19 protein-coding genes and 1 pseudogene are annotated in these 18,641 nt (G+C 73.1%); 12 read left to right on the top strand and 8 right to left on the bottom strand.

The genetic code is table 11. From position 1 onward, the window contains the following. Positions 1 to 33 precede the first annotated feature (33 nt). The 5 genes from Aau02nite_RS29875 to Aau02nite_RS29855 all read right to left on the bottom strand — a co-directional run bounded on the left by Aau02nite_RS29875 (position 34) and on the right by Aau02nite_RS29855 (position 3,817). Positions 34 to 774 carry a cation efflux transmembrane domain-containing protein gene (locus tag Aau02nite_RS29875; RefSeq protein WP_212991922.1) on the bottom strand — a complete coding sequence of 247 codons (741 nt, stop codon included), beginning with the start codon at positions 772 to 774 and terminating at the stop codon, positions 34 to 36. Then, positions 771 to 1,121: an ArsR/SmtB family transcription factor gene (locus Aau02nite_RS29870; RefSeq protein WP_212991921.1), complete on the bottom strand. Its 351-nt coding sequence runs from the start codon at positions 1,119 to 1,121 to the stop codon at positions 771 to 773. The genes Aau02nite_RS29875 and Aau02nite_RS29870 overlap by 4 nt, the downstream gene beginning before the upstream one ends. Before the next feature lie 38 nt (positions 1,122 to 1,159). Then, positions 1,160 to 1,942, bottom strand: a complete 783-nt coding sequence (locus Aau02nite_RS29865; RefSeq protein WP_212991954.1) for a hypothetical protein — start codon at positions 1,940 to 1,942, stop codon at positions 1,160 to 1,162. 49 nt (positions 1,943 to 1,991) lie between these two features. Then, positions 1,992 to 3,380 carry an NAD(P)/FAD-dependent oxidoreductase gene (locus tag Aau02nite_RS29860; protein WP_212991920.1) on the bottom strand — a complete coding sequence of 463 codons (1,389 nt, stop codon included), beginning with the start codon at positions 3,378 to 3,380 and terminating at the stop codon, positions 1,992 to 1,994. A gap of 101 nt (positions 3,381 to 3,481) precedes the next feature. After that, positions 3,482 to 3,817, bottom strand: a complete 336-nt coding sequence (locus Aau02nite_RS29855; protein WP_212991919.1) for a hypothetical protein — start codon at positions 3,815 to 3,817, stop codon at positions 3,482 to 3,484. 132 nt (positions 3,818 to 3,949) lie between these two features. Between Aau02nite_RS29855 and Aau02nite_RS29850 the strand changes: the two genes are divergently transcribed. The 3 genes from Aau02nite_RS29850 (at position 3,950) to Aau02nite_RS29840 (ending at position 5,527) form a co-directional block, all read left to right on the top strand. After that, on the top strand, positions 3,950 to 4,354 hold the full coding sequence (locus Aau02nite_RS29850; RefSeq protein ID WP_246595544.1) for a helix-turn-helix domain-containing protein: 405 nt from the start codon (positions 3,950 to 3,952) through the stop codon (positions 4,352 to 4,354). A 59-nt stretch (positions 4,355 to 4,413) separates the two neighbouring features. After that, positions 4,414 to 4,959: a hypothetical protein gene (locus Aau02nite_RS29845; RefSeq protein ID WP_212991917.1), complete on the top strand. Its 546-nt coding sequence runs from the start codon at positions 4,414 to 4,416 to the stop codon at positions 4,957 to 4,959. A 157-nt stretch (positions 4,960 to 5,116) separates the two neighbouring features. Then, entirely contained in the window at positions 5,117 to 5,527 is a 411-nt protein-coding gene (locus Aau02nite_RS29840) for an HPF/RaiA family ribosome-associated protein (protein ID WP_246595543.1), read from the top strand. Between the two features lie 21 nt (positions 5,528 to 5,548). Here the strand turns inward: Aau02nite_RS29840 and Aau02nite_RS29835 are convergent, their stop codons facing one another. Continuing rightward, complete coding sequence (locus Aau02nite_RS29835; RefSeq protein ID WP_212991916.1) at positions 5,549 to 6,097, bottom strand: dihydrofolate reductase family protein; 549 nt, start codon at positions 6,095 to 6,097, stop codon at positions 5,549 to 5,551. A 54-nt stretch (positions 6,098 to 6,151) separates the two neighbouring features. Between Aau02nite_RS29835 and Aau02nite_RS29830 the strand changes: the two genes are divergently transcribed. From Aau02nite_RS29830 to Aau02nite_RS29820, 3 genes and pseudogenes are all read left to right on the top strand, one after another. Then, on the top strand, positions 6,152 to 6,526 hold the full coding sequence (locus tag Aau02nite_RS29830; RefSeq protein ID WP_212991915.1) for a VOC family protein: 375 nt from the start codon (positions 6,152 to 6,154) through the stop codon (positions 6,524 to 6,526). Between the two features lie 122 nt (positions 6,527 to 6,648). Then, positions 6,649 to 6,795, top strand: a pseudogene (locus Aau02nite_RS48120) (aldehyde dehydrogenase family protein); the annotation flags it as partial. Positions 6,796 to 7,042: 247 nt separating this feature from the next. Beyond that, positions 7,043 to 7,864, top strand: coding sequence for a TrmH family RNA methyltransferase (locus Aau02nite_RS29820; protein WP_212991914.1), 822 nt, complete (start codon positions 7,043 to 7,045; stop codon positions 7,862 to 7,864). On the opposite strand, the gene Aau02nite_RS29815 is transcribed toward Aau02nite_RS29820, so the two are convergent. Then, positions 7,861 to 8,262, bottom strand: a complete 402-nt coding sequence (locus Aau02nite_RS29815; RefSeq protein ID WP_212991913.1) for a VOC family protein — start codon at positions 8,260 to 8,262, stop codon at positions 7,861 to 7,863. The genes Aau02nite_RS29820 and Aau02nite_RS29815 overlap by 4 nt on opposite strands. A gap of 62 nt (positions 8,263 to 8,324) precedes the next feature. Here Aau02nite_RS29815 and Aau02nite_RS29810 point away from each other — a divergent pair, with 62 nt between their 5' ends. From Aau02nite_RS29810 to Aau02nite_RS29790, 5 genes are all read left to right on the top strand, one after another. Then, on the top strand, positions 8,325 to 9,305 hold the full coding sequence (locus Aau02nite_RS29810; protein ID WP_212991912.1) for a helix-turn-helix transcriptional regulator: 981 nt from the start codon (positions 8,325 to 8,327) through the stop codon (positions 9,303 to 9,305). Positions 9,306 to 9,345: 40 nt separating this feature from the next. After that, complete coding sequence (locus Aau02nite_RS29805; RefSeq protein ID WP_212991911.1) at positions 9,346 to 10,263, top strand: phosphotransferase enzyme family protein; 918 nt, start codon at positions 9,346 to 9,348, stop codon at positions 10,261 to 10,263. A gap of 54 nt (positions 10,264 to 10,317) precedes the next feature. Next, a complete protein-coding gene (locus tag Aau02nite_RS29800) occupies positions 10,318 to 11,523 on the top strand; it encodes a sensor domain-containing phosphodiesterase (protein ID WP_246595542.1) in 1,206 nt (401 codons plus the stop codon). A gap of 110 nt (positions 11,524 to 11,633) precedes the next feature. Beyond that, positions 11,634 to 14,207: an ATP-binding protein gene (locus Aau02nite_RS29795; RefSeq protein WP_212991910.1), complete on the top strand. Its 2,574-nt coding sequence runs from the start codon at positions 11,634 to 11,636 to the stop codon at positions 14,205 to 14,207. 59 nt (positions 14,208 to 14,266) lie between these two features. Next, a complete protein-coding gene (locus Aau02nite_RS29790) occupies positions 14,267 to 15,079 on the top strand; it encodes a class I SAM-dependent methyltransferase (protein ID WP_212991909.1) in 813 nt (270 codons plus the stop codon). Between the two features lie 3 nt (positions 15,080 to 15,082). Here Aau02nite_RS29790 and Aau02nite_RS29785 read toward each other — a convergent pair whose 3' ends face one another. Beyond that, on the bottom strand, positions 15,083 to 16,318 hold the full coding sequence (locus Aau02nite_RS29785; RefSeq protein ID WP_246595541.1) for an aminotransferase class I/II-fold pyridoxal phosphate-dependent enzyme: 1,236 nt from the start codon (positions 16,316 to 16,318) through the stop codon (positions 15,083 to 15,085). Between the two features lie 260 nt (positions 16,319 to 16,578). On the opposite strand from Aau02nite_RS29785, the gene Aau02nite_RS29780 reads away from it, so the two are divergent. Further along, positions 16,579 to 18,639: a methyl-accepting chemotaxis protein gene (locus tag Aau02nite_RS29780; RefSeq protein WP_212991908.1), complete on the top strand. Its 2,061-nt coding sequence runs from the start codon at positions 16,579 to 16,581 to the stop codon at positions 18,637 to 18,639. Positions 18,640 to 18,641: the final 2 nt, after the last annotated feature.

The raw sequence follows: 18,641 nt of genomic DNA, 5'->3' as shown, positions 1-18,641 counted from the left end.
CCGAACGCGGTATCGCGCACGAGGTCGGAGCCGTCAGCCTGCCCGACCCACTCGCGGCTCAGCAACCCCGTCCCCGGCGACGGGTATTCGGGCCGAGGTGTCCGCGCAGCACGAGCAGCCGTCCGGGTCGTCGGTGGCGGGCGGAGCGCAGTCGTCGCACTGCTCACCGCGCCAGGCCCCGACCCCTTCGCGGACGGCCACGGCGGCGATGACCAGAGCGGCGACCGGGTCCGCCCAGGACCAGCCCAGGGTGGCGTTGAGCAGCAGCCCGATCAGCACGATCGCGGAGAGGTACGTACACAGCATGGTCTGCACGGAGTCGGCGACCACGGTGGCCGAGCCCAGCTCGCGGCCGGTGCGCCGCTTGGCCAGGACCAGCAACGGCATCACGACCACGGAAGCCGCCGCGATGCCGATGCCGACCGGGGACACCCTGGCCTCGTCCGAGCCGAGCAGGGTGCGGACCGCGTCGACGCCGACCCAGGCGGCGAGGGCGAAGAACGACACGGCGATCAGCCGCAGGGCCAGCCGCTCGCGGGACTCCGGCACCCGGGACCGGAACTGCCAGATGACGATCAGCGCGCTGGACACCTCGACGAAGGAGTCCAGGCCGAAGCCGAGCAGCGCGGTCGACGACGCGGCCACTCCGGCGGCGACGGCCACGAGGCCTTCGAGGGTGTTGTAGCCGGCGGTCGCATAGGCCAGGTGCAGGCTGCGCCGGTTGAGCTGGGCGCGCCGGGCCGGGCTCAGCGCCGTACCGGTGGGGGCGCTCACCGCGGCACCGCCGTGACCGCCGCGCCGGAGGCCGGGCACAGCGTGACCGCGGTGCCGGTCACGGCGAGCAGGCCCTCCGCCGCGGCGAGCAGGTCCATCAGCTCCGGACGGGTCAGGGCGTAGAACGACTGCCGGCCCTGGACCCGGTAGTCGACCAGGCCGCAGCCGCGCAGGCAGGCCAGGTGCTTGGAAACCGTGGACTGGGCCAGCCCGAGCTCGCCGGTCAGGTCGACCACCCGGGCCTCACCCGCGGCCAGCCGGGCCACGATCCGCAGCCGGGTCTCGTCGGCGAGGGAGTGGAACAAGGCCACCGCCGGGGTCACACAGCCGTCCTGATTCATTGCCATTCCGGGATGATAGCCGAGTCGGGCGATCAATATAGGACCTACCTCCCGCCGAGCTCGGTGCAGTGCACGATCGTCGCGTCGTCGGCGGTCGCCGCGCGGCTCGCCTCGGCCTGCCGGACCCGATGGATGATCGCGGCGGGCCCGTTCGACGCCAGGCCGGCCACGATCTCGGGCCAGCCGGCCAGAGCGAACTCGTCCACGATCCGGGCGGCGCCGTTGCTGAGCAGAGCCGCGCTGGTGAGCTCGGCGACCGGGCAGCTGCCGGTGAGCGCCTCGTCCGCCGCGCGCGGGTCGTCCTTGGCCACCCAGAAGCCGCCCGGCTCGTTGCGATGGCTGCGCAGGTCGGCCAGGACCCGCCGGTACTCGTCGGTGTCCGCACCGGCGGCCGCGAGCGCGGGCAGGTACGACCGGCTGATCACCACCTCGCGGGAATCGTTGACGACGAGCGGCGTACCGGCCGCCCGGTCCAGCACCACGGTCGCGTCACCCAGCACCAGGTAGTCGGCCCGGCCGCCGGACACCCGCAGGACGGCCACGGCCGCCGACGGGCTGAGCCGGGCGGCGACGTCACAGGTGTCCCGGTGATCGTCCGTCACCTGCCCGATGGCCTGGGCGAGCAGCGTCCTGAGGCCGGTGTCCGGCCTCACTGCCAGCAGGCTGAGCAGGCTGCCGCCCAGGCGCGCGGCGTACCAGACGACGCCGTGCCGGCAGAGCGCTCCGGCGCCGGGGATCCCGGCCCCGTCGACCAGGACCGCGGCCATCGGTACGGCGCCGGCGAAATCCTCGTTCACCCGCCCGGCCCGAGCAGCGGCGCTGACCATCGCCACCCGCATACCTGCCGCCGTCCTCCGCCCGACCGAGAAGCCGACCCTAACCGCCGGAGGTGACCGGGGTCCGGGAGCCGGTGTAGGTGTCCGGGGCGGGTGCGAAGGGATCGCCGTACTGGCGCATCGCGGTGCGGGCGTGGACCTGCTGCAGGGTGGTCACCCGTTCCGGGCAGCCGCGGCCCAGGAAGCTGACCGCCCAGTGCAGGACCGCCGACACCCGGTTCTTGAAGCCGACCAGGTAGAACAGGTGCACCACCAGCCAGATCAGCCAGGCCGGGAAGCCCGACAGCCGCAGCCCGCCGATGCTCGCCACCGCCGAGAAGCGGGAGATCACCGCCAGGCTGCCCTTGTCGAAGTAGTGGAACGGCTGACCGGCCGGCCGGCCCGCGAGGCGGCGCTTGATCTGGCCGGCCGCGTGCCGTCCGCTCTGGATGGCCACCTGCGCGACCCCGGGGAGCTGCCGGCCGTCGTCGCCCGCCAGCGCCATCAGGTCGCCGACCACGAAGATCTCCGGGTGGCCCGGGACGGTGCCGTCCGGCTCGACGTGGATGCGCCCGGCGCGGTCGGTCCGCGCGCCCGTGACCTCGGCCAGCCGGCGGGCCAGCGGCGGTGCGGACACCCCGGCGGCCCAGACCTTGGTCATCGCGGGGATGCGCTCGGGACCGCGTACGGTCTCGACCTCGATGCCCGTCGGGTCGACGTCGACGACCTTGGTGTTCAGCTCCACCTCCACGCCGAGCTGGTGCAGCTCGCGCAGGGCGCGGGTGGAGAGCCGGTCGCCGAAGGTGTTGAGGACCGCGCCCACCGCGTCGACCAGGACCACGCGGGCCCGGTGCGGGTCGATGTGCTTGTACTGACCCGGCAGGGTGCGGTGGGCCAGCTCGGCGATCTGGCCGGCCATCTCGGTGCCGGTCGGGCCGGCACCGACGATCACGAACGTCATCCAGCGTTCGATGTCGGCCGGGTCGGTCTGCAGGTCGGCGATCTCGAACGCGTGGAAGATCCGGGCGCGCAGCTCCAGGGCGTCGTCCACGCTCTTCATGCCGGGGGCGTCCTCGGCGAAGCCGTCGTTGCCGAAGTAGGACTGCGAGGAGCCGGCCGCGAAGATCAGCGTGTCGTAGCCGACGGTGTAGGAGACTCCCGGGCCGGCCACGTCGACGGTCTTCGCCTCGACGTCCACGTCGCGGACCCGGCCGAGCCGCACGTCCACGTTGCGCTGCCTGCGCAGGATCTCGCGGATCGGCGGCGCCACCTCGCCCTCGGACAGGATCCCGGTCGCGACCTGATAGAGCAGCGGCTGGAAGAGGTGGTACGTCGTACCGTTGATCAGGGTCACGTCCACGTCGGCGTGCCGCAGCGCCTTGGCGGCGAAGAGACCGCCGAACCCCGCTCCGACGATGACTACCCGGTGCCTGTTCGTCGTTCCTGACATGTTCCCACCTTTCCTCCGGTACAACACCGGGGACGGGTGGCGCCTGCCCGCCGGGCGGCCCGCAGCCCTGTGATCTGCGGAACCCCGGGGGAGGGGGTGGATCAGGCGCGGGTGCGGGCCGCGCGCGGCGCGAAGCGGTCGAATCCGTTGTTGCGGCTGCGCCGGGCGGGGGACGCGGCGACCGGGGCGGCCGCGACCGGCGCCGGCGGTGCGACGGAGAACACGGGCTGCGAGGGCTTGCCCGGGGCCACAGTGGTCGCCGGCGGCAGGGCCGGTGCTGTCGCGGCGGGTGCCGGGCTGGGGACCGGCGGGGGCGGCGGGGTGTAGCTGCCGGCCGGCTCGTCCGGGCCGCGCGTCCATCCCGGCCGGTAGGTCAGCAGTGCGCCCGAGACGGCGCAGATCGCCAGTACGCCCATCAGGATCATTGTTTGCGTCATCCCGCCACGACCTTCCGCTCCACGCCCGAGCCGTTGGTTATCTAACCAATGACGGTAGCAGTGCATGTGTTTTCAACCAATTGCCCGAGCCGAGGAGGCCGGTATCGATCGGACGGGGCCTATCCTTGGCCCGTGACGCCTTCCACGCCGGAGGCGGGCTTCGGCGGCTACCTCAAGGAAGCGATCCAGGCTGCGCGGTTCCCGACTCCGACCCACTTCGCCCGGGCGGCCGGCACCGATCCCTCGGTCGTGCTGCGCTGGCTCAGCGGTGAGCAGCGGCCCACCATCAGATCCATCGAACGGATCGCGCCCGTGCTGGGCCGCAGCATCAACGAGATCGTGGTGGCCGCGTACCCCGACCGGGTCGGCGGGCCTCCGCCGGCGCCGCCGGTCACCCATCCGATCGTGCACGAGCTGGGCCGGATCCTCGCCCCGGATTCACCCGTTCCGGAGGCCGACCGCAAGGCGCTGGAGGCGGTGCTCGACCGGATGCTCGACCCGTACCGCAAGGTCCTGCGCCGCCGCCGGTCGGCGTGACCGTCACGATCAGCTTGCCGGGTGTCGCGCCGGGGAGCGGATGTCCGTAATCTCGGACCATGACTGAGCGGGCCCGCGCCGATCAGGGGTCCACCGTGGGCGGACTGCATCTCCAGCTGAGCAAACTGCTGCTCGGTTCCCTGCTCGCGGCGGTGGCTGCCACCGGCGCGCTCATCATCACCGTGATCGTCGGGATGCCGCCCGGGCATCCGCCACCACCCCCGCCCGGCGGCATGCCCTCGCCGCCCCCGCTGACGTCGCTCGCGGTCTTTCCCGTGATCACCGGACTGTTCGTGCTGGCCTGGCTCGCGGTCGTGGTGGCGTTCTCCCGCGACCAGATCCTGCGCCGGATCGACCAGCTGCGCGACGGCCCGGTGACCGACGGGCGGCAGTTCGACGAGATCCTCGCCGAGCTGCGGACGCAGCTCGCGGCCGACCGCGAGCGGGAGCTGCACGTGCTCGAGGAGCGCATCGCGGAGCTGACCGAGGAGTACGGCGAGCAGCGCGAAACCGACGGCTACCTCAACGGCATGCGCGTGGCGACGGGGGAGGAACCGGTCCCGGCCAAGGTCCACTCGATCCGCCGGACGCCGCCGCAGCGCTGACGCGAAGGTGATTCGAGCGCCTCGTCCGTTTCCGCAGCCCTTCGCCGGGGGTACAGGACGATAAGGAACATCCCCGAGCCGAAGGGTCAGCGAAGATGGTGACCGTACGTCTGTGCACCACCCGGTCCGTGTCCGCCCGGCCACAGGAGGTGCAGCGATGAGCGCAGTCGCAAATCCCGCCACCGTCGCCGAGTGCCTGCGCGTGGGCGCCGGCTTCTCGCAGGGCGACCGGAACTGGATCGCCGAGCAGTTCGGCACGCTCGACGCCCGGCTCGCCGGATTCCACGCCGACACCACCGAGCTGGAGGTGTCGGTCAAGGACCGCGAGGCCCCGGGGCAGAAGGTGACCCTGGAGTGCTGGATCGCCGGCCGGCAGAAGGTCGTCACCACCTCCTCCGAGGAGGACCTGCACGCCGCGCTCAACGACGTGCGCGACGACCTGCGCCGCAAGCTCAACGATGCGAAGACCAAGCAGGAGCCGCGGCACAACCGCCACCTGCGGGAGAACGCGCTGCCCGATCCGGCGGCGATCGACCCGGGCGACCTGCTGAAGAACGACCAGATCTGAGCGTCGCGTCCTGCCCGCCGCTCACCCGGCGGGCAGGACGCGGAACCGCAGCAGGGAAGCGAGCGGCACGCCGGACAGATGCAGGCGCTCGAGCCTGACGGTACGGCCGCCCGGCTCCTCGAACAGCCGCACCCCGTCACCCAGCAGCACGGGTGCGATGCAGGTCAGCACCTCGTCCAGCTCGCCCGCCGCCACGCACTGCCGGGCGACGTCCGCGCCGAGCACGTTGACGTACTTGTCGCCGGCCGCCTCTTCGGCCCGCCGGACCGCCTCGCCGAAGTCGCTCACGAAGGTGACGCCCGGCCAGGCCGCGTCCGGGACGTGGTGGGTCAGCACGATCTGCGGGCCGGACCAGCCCCCGCCGAACGCCTCACCCTCGGCGGGCGTGTCCTTGTAGGGGTCGTCACCGCGGAAGGTGCGGTTGCCGACCAGCAACGACCCGATGTCACCGATCAGCTCGTCCACGTACGGATTGGGTCCCAGGTACGGGGTCAGCCACGACATGTCCCCGCCCGGCCCGGCGATGAAGCCGTCCAGCGACATGGTGACGGAGTAGAGAAGTTTGGCCATGCCCGCCAGTCTGCCGCTTGAGTTCGAGCCGGGTTGAGGGTGCAGGGTGGTCCGATGATCGATCCGCTGGTCTCCGTACGCCTGGCCCGTCCGTGCCGTGATCTCGCCGCCGTGCGCCGCTTCTACGTCGAGGGCCTCGGGCTGGAGGTGCTGTACGAGGGCTCGGGCCCGCACGACATCGTCATGCTCGGCTGGCCGTCGGCCTCCTGGCACCTCGAACTGGTCGGCGGGTCGTCGAGCGAGCCGGCGCCGACCGAGCAGGACCTGCTCGTGCTCTACCTGGCCGGGGCGGTCGACGAGGAACTGGTCGCCCGGCTGGTGGCCAACGGTGGCACCCGGGTGGCCCAGGGCGACTACTGGGACCGGTGGGGAGTGACCGTGGCCGACCCGGACGGATATCGCCTCGTTCTTTCCACCCGGAGCTGGTGACCGGTGGCAGAAGATCCGGCTGCGCAACCTCTACGCCGGCCGGTGGCATGACGTCGGCACGCCGGCTGAGCTGCGTACCCCCGTGGACGGCACCCTGCTCACGCACCTGGCCAAGGTCGGCGCGGGCACCGCTGCCCGGACCGGTCAGCAACATCGCCTCCTGGAACCATCCGATGAGCGTGCTCGTGCACGCCGGGCTGGTGCAGCTGCTGGCCGGCAACGCCGTCATCGCCAAGACCCCGTCGCAGGGCGGCGCCGTGTGCCTGACGAGCTGGACTTCGGGCCGCTGATCAGCGCGGCCGAGGCCGGCGAGCTGCGCCGCAAGGTCGAGGAGGCGGTCCGCGGCGGCGCTTCGGCGGCCGGGGTGCCTCCTGGAAGGGCGCGTTCGTCGGCGGCGACCTGCTCGTGCACGCCGTCACGGTGGGCGAACCCGGTGAGCGTCTGTACGGCAACTTCCCCGACTACAGCAGCTACCCGCCCGACATGTGAGCGCGCGGCTGCACCAGACTGGTCGCCATGGCCAGGACGATGCGGATCCACACGCGCAATGCGACGTTCCAGCAGTGGGAGGCCCTGCTGACCAACCGGAACAAGCGGCAGCGCGCCGGCGAGTTCCTGGTCCAGGGCGTCCGTCCGATCTCCCTGGCCGTGGAACGCGGCTGGGAGATCCGGACGCTGCTCACCTCGGACGGGCCCGGCCTGTCCAAGTGGGGCCGCGAGGTCATCGAGACCGCCGGCGCGCCGCGCGCGGTGGTGGCCGCCGAGCTGATGCGCGAGCTGGGCGGCAAGGACGAGGACGCCCCGGAACTGCTGGCCGTGGTGGCGATGCCGCCGGACGACCTGACCCGCCTCACGCTGGGCGCCAACCCGCTGGTGCTGGTCTTCGACCGGCCCACCACGCCGGGCAACATCGGCACGCTGGTGCGCTCGGCGGACGCGTTCGGTGCCGCCGGGGTGATCGTCACCGGGCACGCCGCGGACCCGTACGACCCGAAGGCCGTCCGGGCCAGCACGGGCTCGCTCTTCGCGGTGCCGGTGGTGCGGGTGCCGAGCCACCGGGAGGTGCTGGACTGGGCCGGCGGGCTGCGCGCGGACGGCGTACCGGTGCAGGTCGTGGGCACCGACGAGCGCGGTGCGGTGGAGATCGCCGAGCACGACCTGACCGGGCCGACGGTGCTGGCGGTCGGCAATGAGACGCACGGGCTGAGCGCGGGCTGGCGGGAGGTCTGCGACCAGATGGTCCGCATCCCGATCACGGGCGCGGCCAGCAGCCTGAACGCGGCCTCGGCGGCCGGCGTGGCGCTCTACGAGGCCGCCCGCCAGCGGCGCCGCCGTTAGCTCCGGGCGGCCCGCTCGACGGCGGCCGGGGTGACCGGGGTGAAGAAGTTGACCAGGTTGCCGTCGGGATCCCGCACCAGCAGCGACCGGTTGCCCCAAGGCATGGTGGTGGGCTCGGCGACGATGTCGTCGACGGTGCCGGCCAGGCCGCGGTACACGAGGTCCACGTCGTCGACGAGGAATTCGATGATCACGGTGTGGTTGTCGGCCGGCCGGGCCGCGCCGGGCGCGAACAACCCGACGGTCCGGGTGCTGCCGATCGCGAGCGTGGCCCGGGCGGTCGCCAGCTCGGCGAAATCCTCGGTGAACCAGCGCGCGGACACCCCGGTGACCTGCTCGTAGAAGGCGACGAGGCGGGCGGCGTCGGCGGTGATGATGCGGATCGAGACCATGTCCATGCGGTCACGCTAGAACTGGTACTGGACAGAAACGGTCCACTATCCGCGCTAGATTTCCGGCCATGGCCCGACCCACCGCCCAGGTCCTCACCCTGCTGGAGCTCCTGCAGTCGGGCGGCACCCGCACCCTGGCGGAACTGGCCGACCGGCTCCACGTCGACCCGCGCACGGTACGGCGGTACGTGGCCCACCTGATCGACCTGGACGTGCCCGTCGAGTCGGTCCGCGGCCGGTACGGCGGCTACCGGCTGGCCTCCGGTTTCCGCATGCCACCACTGATGCTCAGCGACGACGAGGCGCTCGCCGTGCTGCTCGGCCTGATCGCCGGCCGCCGGACGGGACTGGCGACGACAACGGGTACGGCGAGCGAGACGGCGGCGGCCAAGATCCGGCGCGTGCTGCCCGAACGGCTGGCCCGCCGGCTCGACACGGTGCTCGACTCGCTCGCCTTCACGGCCGCGCCCGGCGAGTTCGCGCTCCCGGAGACCGCTGTGCTGCTGGCGGTGGCTGATGCCGTACGGCACTGCCGGCCCGTCGCGATCACTTATCAGGCCGGCGACGGGCGGCGCAGCGTGCGGACGCTGCATCCGTACGGGCTGGTCGCGCACTCGGGGCGGTGGTACGTGACGGGCGTCGACCCTGAGGCCGGGGCGGACCGGACGTTCCGGCTGGACCGCATCGCGGACGCCCGGACGCTGCCCGGCTCGTTCGAGCGGCCGGCGGGGGTGGACCCGGCGCAGCGTGTGTTGTCCGGGCTGGCCGGAGCCCCGTACCGGCACCGGGTGAGGGTGCGGATCCAGGCGACGGCCGAGCACATCCGGAGCCGGCTGCCCGCCGCGGTGGCCGAGCTGTCCCCGGACCCCCGGGGCGACGGGTGGGTGCGGGCCGAGCTGCGGGCGGAACGGCTCGACTGGATCCCGGGGGTGCTCGCGTCGCTGGACCGGCCGTTCGTCATCGAGCGCCCGGATGAGCTCCGGGGGCTGGTCGCGGCACTGGCCGACCGACTCGCGGCCTCTGCCCGCGTCACGCCGGATGCCACGTAGCGCGGTCGCGGGGGGTGGGCGGCGGCCGTACGGTCGCAGCATGGTCCCCACCCTGCGTTCGATCGTCGACCCGGCCGCGCTGGCCCGCGTGGCCGCCCGGGAGTACGGGCTGGACGTCACCGGCTGCGTACTGCTCCGCTCGCTCGTCAACGACGTCTACCGGCTGGATACGCCGGCCGGTCCGCGGGTGCTCAAGCTCTACCGGGCCGGGTACGGGTCCGCCGGCTGGGAGGTCGAACTGGCGGCGCACGTCGGGGCGGGGGTTGCTCAGGGCGTACCGCTGCTCGACGGCCGACCGGCCGGGTCGCTGACGGCGGCCGAGGGTTCGCGGGCTTTCACGCTTTGGGAGTGGGTGCCCGGCAGCAAACCGCCCAAGCCGCGCACCGACGAGCTCTATCACCGTTTCGGCGTCGCCACGGCCGCGTTCCATGAGGCCGCCACGGGTTTCCCGGGTCCGCCCGCCGTCGACGTGGCGGCGCTGGTCGACGAGGTTCTGGCCGGGGTGCCGGACGCCGCGGACCGGGCGCTGATCGCCGGGCTGGCGGCGGAGGCCGGGCGCCGGGTGCGCGGCGCCGAGCTGGAACGCGGCCTCTGCCACGGTGACGTGACCCTGGACAACGTGCACCGGGACGGCGACCGGATCATCTTCTTCGACCTGGACCGGGCCGCGGACGGCTACCGCGCGGCGGATCTCGCCCCGGTCGCGGGGACGCCGCACTGGCCGGCGTTCCTGGCCGGCTACCGCACGGTGCGCCCGTTCCGGGCCGCGGACGAGACGGCCGTGCCCTGGCTGGGCGTTCTGCTGCGGATCGACTACCTGCACTTCCACCTGTACGCGAAGCCGGCCATGCGGGGCACGGAGTCGCTGACCGAGGGCTGGGTCGAGCAGAACCTGACCGGGCTGCGCGCCGCGGGGCGGCGGCTCGGGGTCTCAGCTGGTGGCTTCGCCGGCCGATGAGAGGGGCAGTCTGGCGGCACCGCCGTGGCGTCCGGTCCGAACGAGGAGACCATCGTGCGCAAGCAGCGCAGCGAGACGGAACGGCAGGTCGCCGAGCTGTTGCGGACCGCCCGGGAGTCGCTCGGGCTCAGCCTGGCCTTCATGACCCGGATGGACGGCACCACCCAGCATCTGGAAGTGGTCGAGTCACCGCTGCCGTGGGTGTTCCGGGACGGCAACACCCAGCCCCAGGCGACCACCTTCTGCCAGGCGATCATGGATGGCAAGCTGCCGGCGGTCATGCCGAACGTCAAGAATTTCCCGGCCGCGATGAAGCTGCCGTCGGCCCGGATGCCACGGATCCGCAGCTTCGTGTCCGTGCCGATGGTGCTCAGTGACGGCACCGTCTACGGCACCTTCTGCGCTGCCGGGTTCGCCGCCGACAAGGAGCTGAGCAAGCGGGACAAGGCGTTGATGGAGGTGCTGTCCCACGCCGCCTCGGTGATCATCGAGCCCGGCGTCCGGGAGCGGAGGCGCAATGCCGAGATCGAGAACCGGCTGCGGCCGGTGATCGACGGTGGCGGGCCGCTCGTGCTCCTGCAGCCCATCGTCGACCTCGCCACCCGCCGGCGGGTCGGCACCGAGGCGCTGAGCCGGTTCCCGCAGGAGTGGAAGATGGCGCCCGACGTGTGCTTCGCCGACGCGGATCTGATCGGCGAACGCGAACGCCTCGAGGTGCTGGCCCTGCGGCGGGCCGGGGAACACCTCGACCGGGTGTCGGGCTACGTCGCCATGAACGTCTCGCCGCAGACGCTGTTCACCGACGACTGCGCCGATTTTCTGGCGCGGATGCCGCTCGACCGGGTCCTGCTGGAGCTGTCCGAGCACGAACCGATCGAGGACTACGACGCGCTGAAGGCGGTGCTGGCCCCGCTGCGGGCCCGCGGCATGCGCCTGGCCATCGACGACGTCGGCGCCGGTTTCTCCTCGCTGCGGCACATCGTCATCACCGCGCCCGACGTCATCAAGCTCGACCGCAGCATCGTGACCGGCCTGAGCGCCGACCCGGTCCTGGCCGTGGTGGTGCACTCCCTGGTCGACCTGGCCCGGGCCACCGGGGCCCAGGTGGTCGCCGAGGGGGTCGAGACCGAGGCGGACGCCGCGACGCTGGCGGAACTGGGCGCGGACCTCGGCCAGGGGTGGCATTTCGGCCGCGCCACCACTCCCGAGGACCTGCGCGACGACTACCCGGTGGCCGCCCCGGCCGCCGCGCTGGGCTGACCGCTCGCCGGACACCGCGGCCGGATCACCCCGGTCCGCCCGATTGAGCTGGGAAGACTGTCCGGTTGTGGGCAGTGCCGAGGGGCCGCGCGTCAGTACGCTCGGCCGCGATGGAGCTTCTGGAGCGTGGTGGCGCTCTCGCCGAGCTGGACGCGCTGCTGGCCGAGACGGCCGGCGGCGGGCGGATCGCTGTCGTCTCCGGTGAGGCCGGCGCGGGGAAGTCCAGTCTGGCCACCGCGTTCGCCGCCGCGGCCGGATCGCGGGCGTGGGTGCTCTGGGGAGCCTGCGATCCGCTGCTCACCCCGCGCGCGCTCGGGCCGTTGCACGACATCGCCCGCCAGGTCGGTGGGGCGCTGCGGGAGCGGATGGCCGCGGGGGAGCGGGGTGCGGTCTTCGACGCCCTGCTCGACGCGCTGGACGGTCCCCGGCAGCGCCGCCGGCCGGTGGTGGTCATGGAGGACCTGCACTGGGCCGACGAGGCCACCCTTGACCTGGTCGCGTTCCTCGGGCGCCGGCTCGCGCTGTGCCGGGTGCTGCTGGTCCTCACGTACCGTGATGACGAGGTCGGTCCCGACCACCAGCTGCGGACCGTCCTGGCCGGACTGCCGCGGCCCCTGGTCCGGCGGTTTCCGCTGGCGCCGCTGTCGGTCGAGGCGGTCGGCGAGCTTGCCCGCCGCGCGGGCCGGGCTTCCTCCCCCGTGTACGCGGTGACCGGCGGTAACCCGCTGCTGGTGACCGAGGTCCTCGCCGCGGCCGACTCGGCGGTGCCCGCCACCGTGCGCGACCTCGTGCTGTCCCGGCTGTCCGCGCTGTCGCCGCCGGGACGGGAGGCCGCGCGTTTCGTGTCCGTCGTGCCGTCGCAGGCCGAGCCGGCCCTGCTGGCCTCGCGCGGCGCCGGGGTCGAGGAGTGTCTCGCCGGTGGCGTGCTCGGCGCCACCGCCGACGGAGTGGCATTCCGGCACGAGCTGCTGCGCCGGGCGGTCGAGCAGGAGCTGTCGCCGGTACGCCGGGCCGCCCTGCACGCCGACGTGCTCGCCCAGCTCACCGGCCGCGCCGGGGTCGACCCGGCCCGGCTCGTGCACCACGCCCACCACGCCGGGGACGCCGCCGCCGTGCTGCGCTGGGCGCCGGTCGCCGCCGTACGGGCCGCCGCCGTCGGTGCCCACAAGCAGGCCGCGGCCCACTACGAGCTGGCGCTGCGGCACGCGGGCGGCGCTTCGGCGGCGGAGCGGGCCGACCTGCTGGAGGCGTACGCGACCGCCGGTTATCTGGCCGGTCAGATCGTGGCGGCGCTGGAGGCCCGGCGGCAGGCGCTGTCGCTGCGGGAGCAGGCCGGGGACACGGTCCGGATCGGCGAGAACCTGCGCTGGCTGTCCCGGCTCAGCTGGTGGCGCGGCCACACCGGGCAGGCCCGGCTGACCGGCGAACGGGCGGTCGAGGTGCTCGAGTCGATCCCGCCCGGCCCGCAGCTCGCGATGGCCTACAGCAACCTGTCGCAGCTGCACATGCTGGCCGGCGAGGTCAGCGCCATCGAGTGGGGCGAACGCGCCATCGCCCTGGCCCGGCGCTTCGGCGACCTGGACACCGAGGTGCACGCCCTGGTGAATGTGGGCTCGACCCGGATGGAACACGACTTCGCGGTGGGCGGCGCGGAGCTGGAACGGGCCCACGCGCTGGCCGCCGCGGCCGGGCTCGACGACCACGCCACCCGGTCGCTGGCCAACAAGGCCTGCCAGGCGGTCGAATGGTGCGACTTCGACGTCGCCGAGGACGTGCTGCGGCGGGTGCTGGACTTCGCCGAGGCCCGCGACCTGGACGGCTATGTGAAGCATCTGCTCGGCTACCGGGCCGAGATGCTGCTCGCCCGGGGCGACTGGGCCGGTGCGCAGGCCGACGCCGAGACAGCCCTGTCCGGCCCGGAACATCCCGGGCCCTCCCGCAGCACCGCACGGGTCGCGCTCGGCCGGCTGCGGTCGCGTCGCGGCGGCCCGGACGCCGCCGACATCCTGCTCCGGGCCGCGGGGCCGGCGTACGAGGCGGACGAGGTGCAGTTCGTCGGGCCGGTCGCGACCGCGCTGGCCGAGCACTACTGGATCGCCGGAGATCCGGCGCGCGCGGCGGCCGAGGCCCGGCGCGGGTACGCCGTGGCGGTCCGCGTCGGTCACCCCTGGTTCGCGGGACAGCTCGCCTACTGGCAGTGGCGGGCCGGGGAGCCGATCGCGGTGACCGAGCTGATCGCGTTGCCGTACCGGTTGCTGATCGAGGGTGACTGGCGGGGCGCTGCCGCCGACTGGGCGGGCCGGGGCTGTGCGTACGCCCGGGCCGAGGCGCTGAGCTGTGGGGACGACGAAGCGGTCGCGGAGGCGCTGCGCATCGTGGACGGTCTGGGCGCGGCGGGTACGGCCCGGCGACTGCGTGCCGAGCTGCGGGACCGGGGGGCCAAGGTGCCGCGCGGGCCCCGGGCGTCGACGACGGCTCATCCCACCGGGCTGACGGCGCGGCAGCGGGAGGTGCTGATGTTGCTCGCGGAAGGGCTGAGCAACGCCGACATCGCCGCGCGGCTGACCCTGTCGGCCAAGACGGTCGACCATCACGTGTCGGCGGTGCTCGGCAAGCTCGGCGTACCGTCGCGGGGCCAGGCCGCCGTGGCCGCCCGCCGCCTCGGCCTGCTCGCGCCCCGCTGACGCAACATGGGGAGAACTCCCCACGCGCGCCGCGCCCTCTCGCTCCTAGCGTCGGCGGCATGACGAGTTCACTTGCCCTGGAAGGCATCAAGGCACGCCAGCAGAAGACCTGGGCCAGCGGCGATTACGGTGCGGTCGCGGCCCTCATCCAACCCATCTCCGAGGCGCTGGTGCAGGCGGCGGACCTGTCCGCCGGGTCGCGGGTGGTCGACGTGGCCACGGGTACGGGCAACGCGGCCATCGCGGCGGCCCGGTGCCTGTGCACGGTCACCGGCATCGACTACGTACCCGAACTGCTGGACCGCGGCCGGGCCCGGGCCGCCGCCGAGCACCTCGAGGTCGGCTTCGCCGAGGGCGACGCCGAGGCGCTGCCGGGCCGCGACGGCGAGTTCGACGCCGTCCTGTCCGTGGTCGGGGTCATGTTCGCGCCCGATCAGGAGCGCGCCGCCGCCGAGCTGACCCGGGTGTGCCGGCCGGGCGGCACGATCGCCCTGGCCAACTGGACGCCGGACGGCTTCATCGGGGAACTGTTCCGCACGGTCGGCCGCCGGGTCCCGCCGCCGCCCGGGGTGCGCGCGCCGGTCGAGTGGGGCCACGAGCCACGGCTGCGGGAACTGTTCGGCGACCGGGTCCGCGACCTGCGGGTCACCCGGCGCGAGTTCGTCTTCCGGTTCGCGTCCCCGGAGGCATTCGCCGACTACTTCCGGGCCCACTACGGGCCGACGCTGAAGGCCTTCGAGGCACTCGACGAGGACCACGGCAAGCTGCTGTACGCCGACCTGGTCGACCTGATCAGCCGGTACGACGTGGCCACGGACGGCACGACCAGGGTGCCGTCCGCGTACGTCGAGGTGCTGGCCACCCGCGTCTGACGCTCAATCGACCGGCCGGCGGGGCCGGGGAACGGCGGCCCGCAGAGTCCCGTCCCCGACCAGCTCGGTCAGCACCTCGTTGAGGGCGTCGACCTGGGCCTCGGTGTGCGCCGCGGTCAGCTGGACGCGGAAGCCGATCTCGTCGCGCGGCACCCCCGGGTACGGCGCCAGCGTGACGTACTGCCCGGCCTGCCACAGCCGCTCGGAGACGGCGATCAGGTCGTGCTCGGGAGAGATGGGGATCTCCACGACCGGGGTGTCGTCCCTGTTCAAGGTGTGCACCCCCAGCCCTCGGACGTGCGAGAGCAGCTTCATGGTCAGCCGGTAGAGGTGCGTGCGCAGCTCGTCACCGCGCTTGTCGTTGACGTCCAGGCCGGCGCTGACGGTGGCCAGCGACGCCACCGGGGACGGACCCGAGTAGAGGTAGGTCGGCGCGGCCACCTTCAGCTTGTTCTTCACCGCGGTCGGCAGCGCCAGGTACGCCAGCAGCGACGAGTAGGCCTTGGAGAAGCCGCCGACCAGGATGATGTCGTCGTAGGTCTCCCCGCTGTGCTTGACGATGGCGTTGCCCCGCAGGCCGTACGGGGACTGCTCCATGGGGCTGCGCTCGCCGATGACCCCCATGCCGTGGGCGTCGTCGACGTAGAGCACCGCGCCGTTCTCGCGGCACAGCCTGGCGTACGTCCGCAGGTCCGGGATGTCGCCGGTCATGCTGTTGACGCCGTCCATGCAGACCATCACCGGCCGGGCGGTGGCCTCGCGGAGCAGCCGGGCGAGCTCGTCGAGGTCCCCGCTGCGGAAACGGCGCAGTGTCGCGCCCTGGCCCCGCGCGAAGACACAGCCGTCGTAGATGGTCTTGTGGGCCCGGCTCTCCATGATCAAGGTGCCCTGCCCGGCGAGCGCCGGGATGACGCCGAGATGGATCTGCGAGATCGTCGGCAGCAGCAGGACGTCCTCGGCACCCAGCAGGTCGCTCAGCCGCTCCTCGAGCTGCGGATAGAGCTGGGGGCTGCCGAGCATGCGCGACCAGCTCGGGTGGGTGCCCCACTTGCGCAGCTGCGGCTCGACCGCGCCGATGACCTCCTCGTCGAGGTCCAGGCCGAGATAGTTGCAGGATGCCCAGTCGACCAGCCAGTCCTGGCCGATCCGGATCCGCCGGCCGTCGATCTCGTCGATGACGGCGTCGTACATGCGGCTGTGCAGGCGTAGGTCTTCGATGTCGTGCGTCAGTGCCGGCACGAGTAAACCCCTCTCACATTGAGAATCAGGCAAGCCGTACCCGGGTGGCCCGGCGAGGAACCTGTGCAATGCAGAATGCAGGCGCGATCAGCTCAGACGCCTGTTGCGCTGGTGCTGTGCGGTCGGAGCGGCTCAGTGAACCAGGTCCGGCCCACTGTGCCGTTTCGCCCGATCATGAGGCTTTCGCGTGGTGGAATCGGTGCATGCGGATGACGGTGGGGGCCGAGCACACGGCGTACCGGGACGGGTTCTAGCCGGCGATGCAGAGCGACTCCGCCGTACCGGCGCTGCTGCGCCCGGTCCTGCCGCTGGCCGACCGGATGCGCACCAGCACGCGCCTGGCCGCCCTGATCCTGGTGCTGATGATCCCCGGCATCGTGGCCACCTCCGCCTACGTCCGCGAGGCCCGGGCCCAGATCGCGTTCAGTGAGGCCGAGCGCCAGGGCCTCGAGGTGGTCCGGCCGGCCCTGCTCGCGCTGGCCGCCACGGTCGCCGCGAAGGAACCCGATCTGGCCGGCGTCCGGGCCGCCGTGGCCGCCCATCCCGACCTGCGCCTCGAGGACTCGGTGCGGGCCGTGCCGGGCCGGCTGGGACCCACCCCGATCCAGCGGTTCGCCCTGGCCACGGCGCTCGCCGGGCTGATCACGGACGCGGGCAACAACTCGAACCTGATCCTGGACCCGGACCTGGACTCGTTCTACGTGATGGACGCCCAGATCGTGCAGCTGCCCAAAGCGCTGCTGGCCGCGGCCAAGATCGCCGCGGCCGACCTGACCGGCGGGACCAACGCCATCGCCACCCAGGCGGTCCGGGCCGGGGAGCTGGCCACCGCGGCCGACAACCTGAGGTACGACGTGAGCACCGCGCACGCCAACACGGCGATGGACGGGCTCGAGAGCCGGCTGACCGAGATCGCCACCGCGGCCGACGCCATGACCAAGCTGGCCGGACAGCTCACCGACAATCTCGGGCGGCCCGGCCCCGCCGACGTGGGCCCGGTCGCGACGGCCATGTCCGGCGCGGTCGGCCCGCTCGCCGACGTGCTGGACGATCTGCTCGAGACCCGGGTGGACGGTTTCGCCCGGGAACGGCTCATCGTCCTCTGCGTCACCATCGGCGGGTTCGTGCTCGCCGCGTGGTTCGCCGTCGGCGTGCTGTGGCGCACCCGGCACGACGTCGCCCTGGCGGTCCGCGGCGTCACGGCGATCGCCGACGGTGACCTGGAGACGCGCCCGGTCCCGGCCGGCCGGGACGAGCTCGGTGACATCGGCCTGGCCCTGACCACCGCGCGCTCCCGGATGCTGGCCCAGGAGGAGGAACTGGCCCGGGCGCAGATCGTCCGCGAGGAACAACTGCGGACCAGCTTCCAGCATCAGCGCCAGGCTGAGCTGCGACTGCGCGACCGGGCCCAGCACATCATCGACGGGTCGACCACGGTCATCGCCGAGGAACTGCGCCGGGTCACCGACCAGGTCGGCGACGTCCGGCGGGCCGCCGAGACCATCGACAGCGGCATCTCGGCCACCGGCGCGGCCACCGAGGCGGTGGTGGCCGACGCCCGGCGGGCCGAGGACGTGATCGCCTCGCTGGAACAGAGCCTGCGCCGGGTCGCGGAGACGGCCACCCTGGTCAAGGGCATCGCGGGCCAGACCCGGCTGCTCGCGCTCAACGCCACCATCGAGGCCGCCCGCGCGGGCGAGCTGGGGCTGGGCTTCACCGTCGTCGCCGATGAGGTCAAGGAGCTGGCCAACAGCACCTCGGTCTCGACCGAGCAGATCGCCGGGACGATCAGCGAGCTGGAACGCGACACCAAGCAGATGGCCGACACCATCGCCGCGATGGTGGCCGGCATCGCCGGGGTGGGCGACGCCGCGACGTCGCTGCGCGCGGTGGCGGCGGATCAGGGCACGGTGGTGGGCCGGCTGGCCGACCAGATGGGCCGCACGATCGGCCGGGTCGAGGAGATGTCCGGCCTGTCCGCGCAGCTCGAACGCCGCGAGAGCGACCGGGTGACCATGTCCGGCAGCGTGCGGGTGCAGCGGGCCGGGGAGACGTACACCACCGGGCTGATCAACGTCAGCCGCGGCGGCATCCGGGTGCGCCTGGACCCGGGCAGCCCGCTGAGCATCGGCGACGCCGTCCGGATCGAGGGCCTGGGCCCGCTGCACGAGGCGATCCCGGCCCGGGTGGTCAGCCTCGGCACCGGCGAGGAGGCGGGTGAGGCCGGCCTGCAGTACATGATCCCGGACGACGCCCTGGCCGAGCGGGTCGACCGCTACGTGGCCGACCTCATCGAGGGCGCCGCCCTGTCGGCCACCTAGGA

It is taken from the genome of Actinoplanes auranticolor, from assembly GCF_018332655.1.
Classification (GTDB): domain Bacteria; phylum Actinomycetota; class Actinomycetes; order Mycobacteriales; family Micromonosporaceae; genus Actinoplanes; species Actinoplanes auranticolor.
The sequence above is the reverse complement of the archived record's forward strand: the minus strand, read 5'-3'. Positions and strand labels throughout refer to the sequence as shown.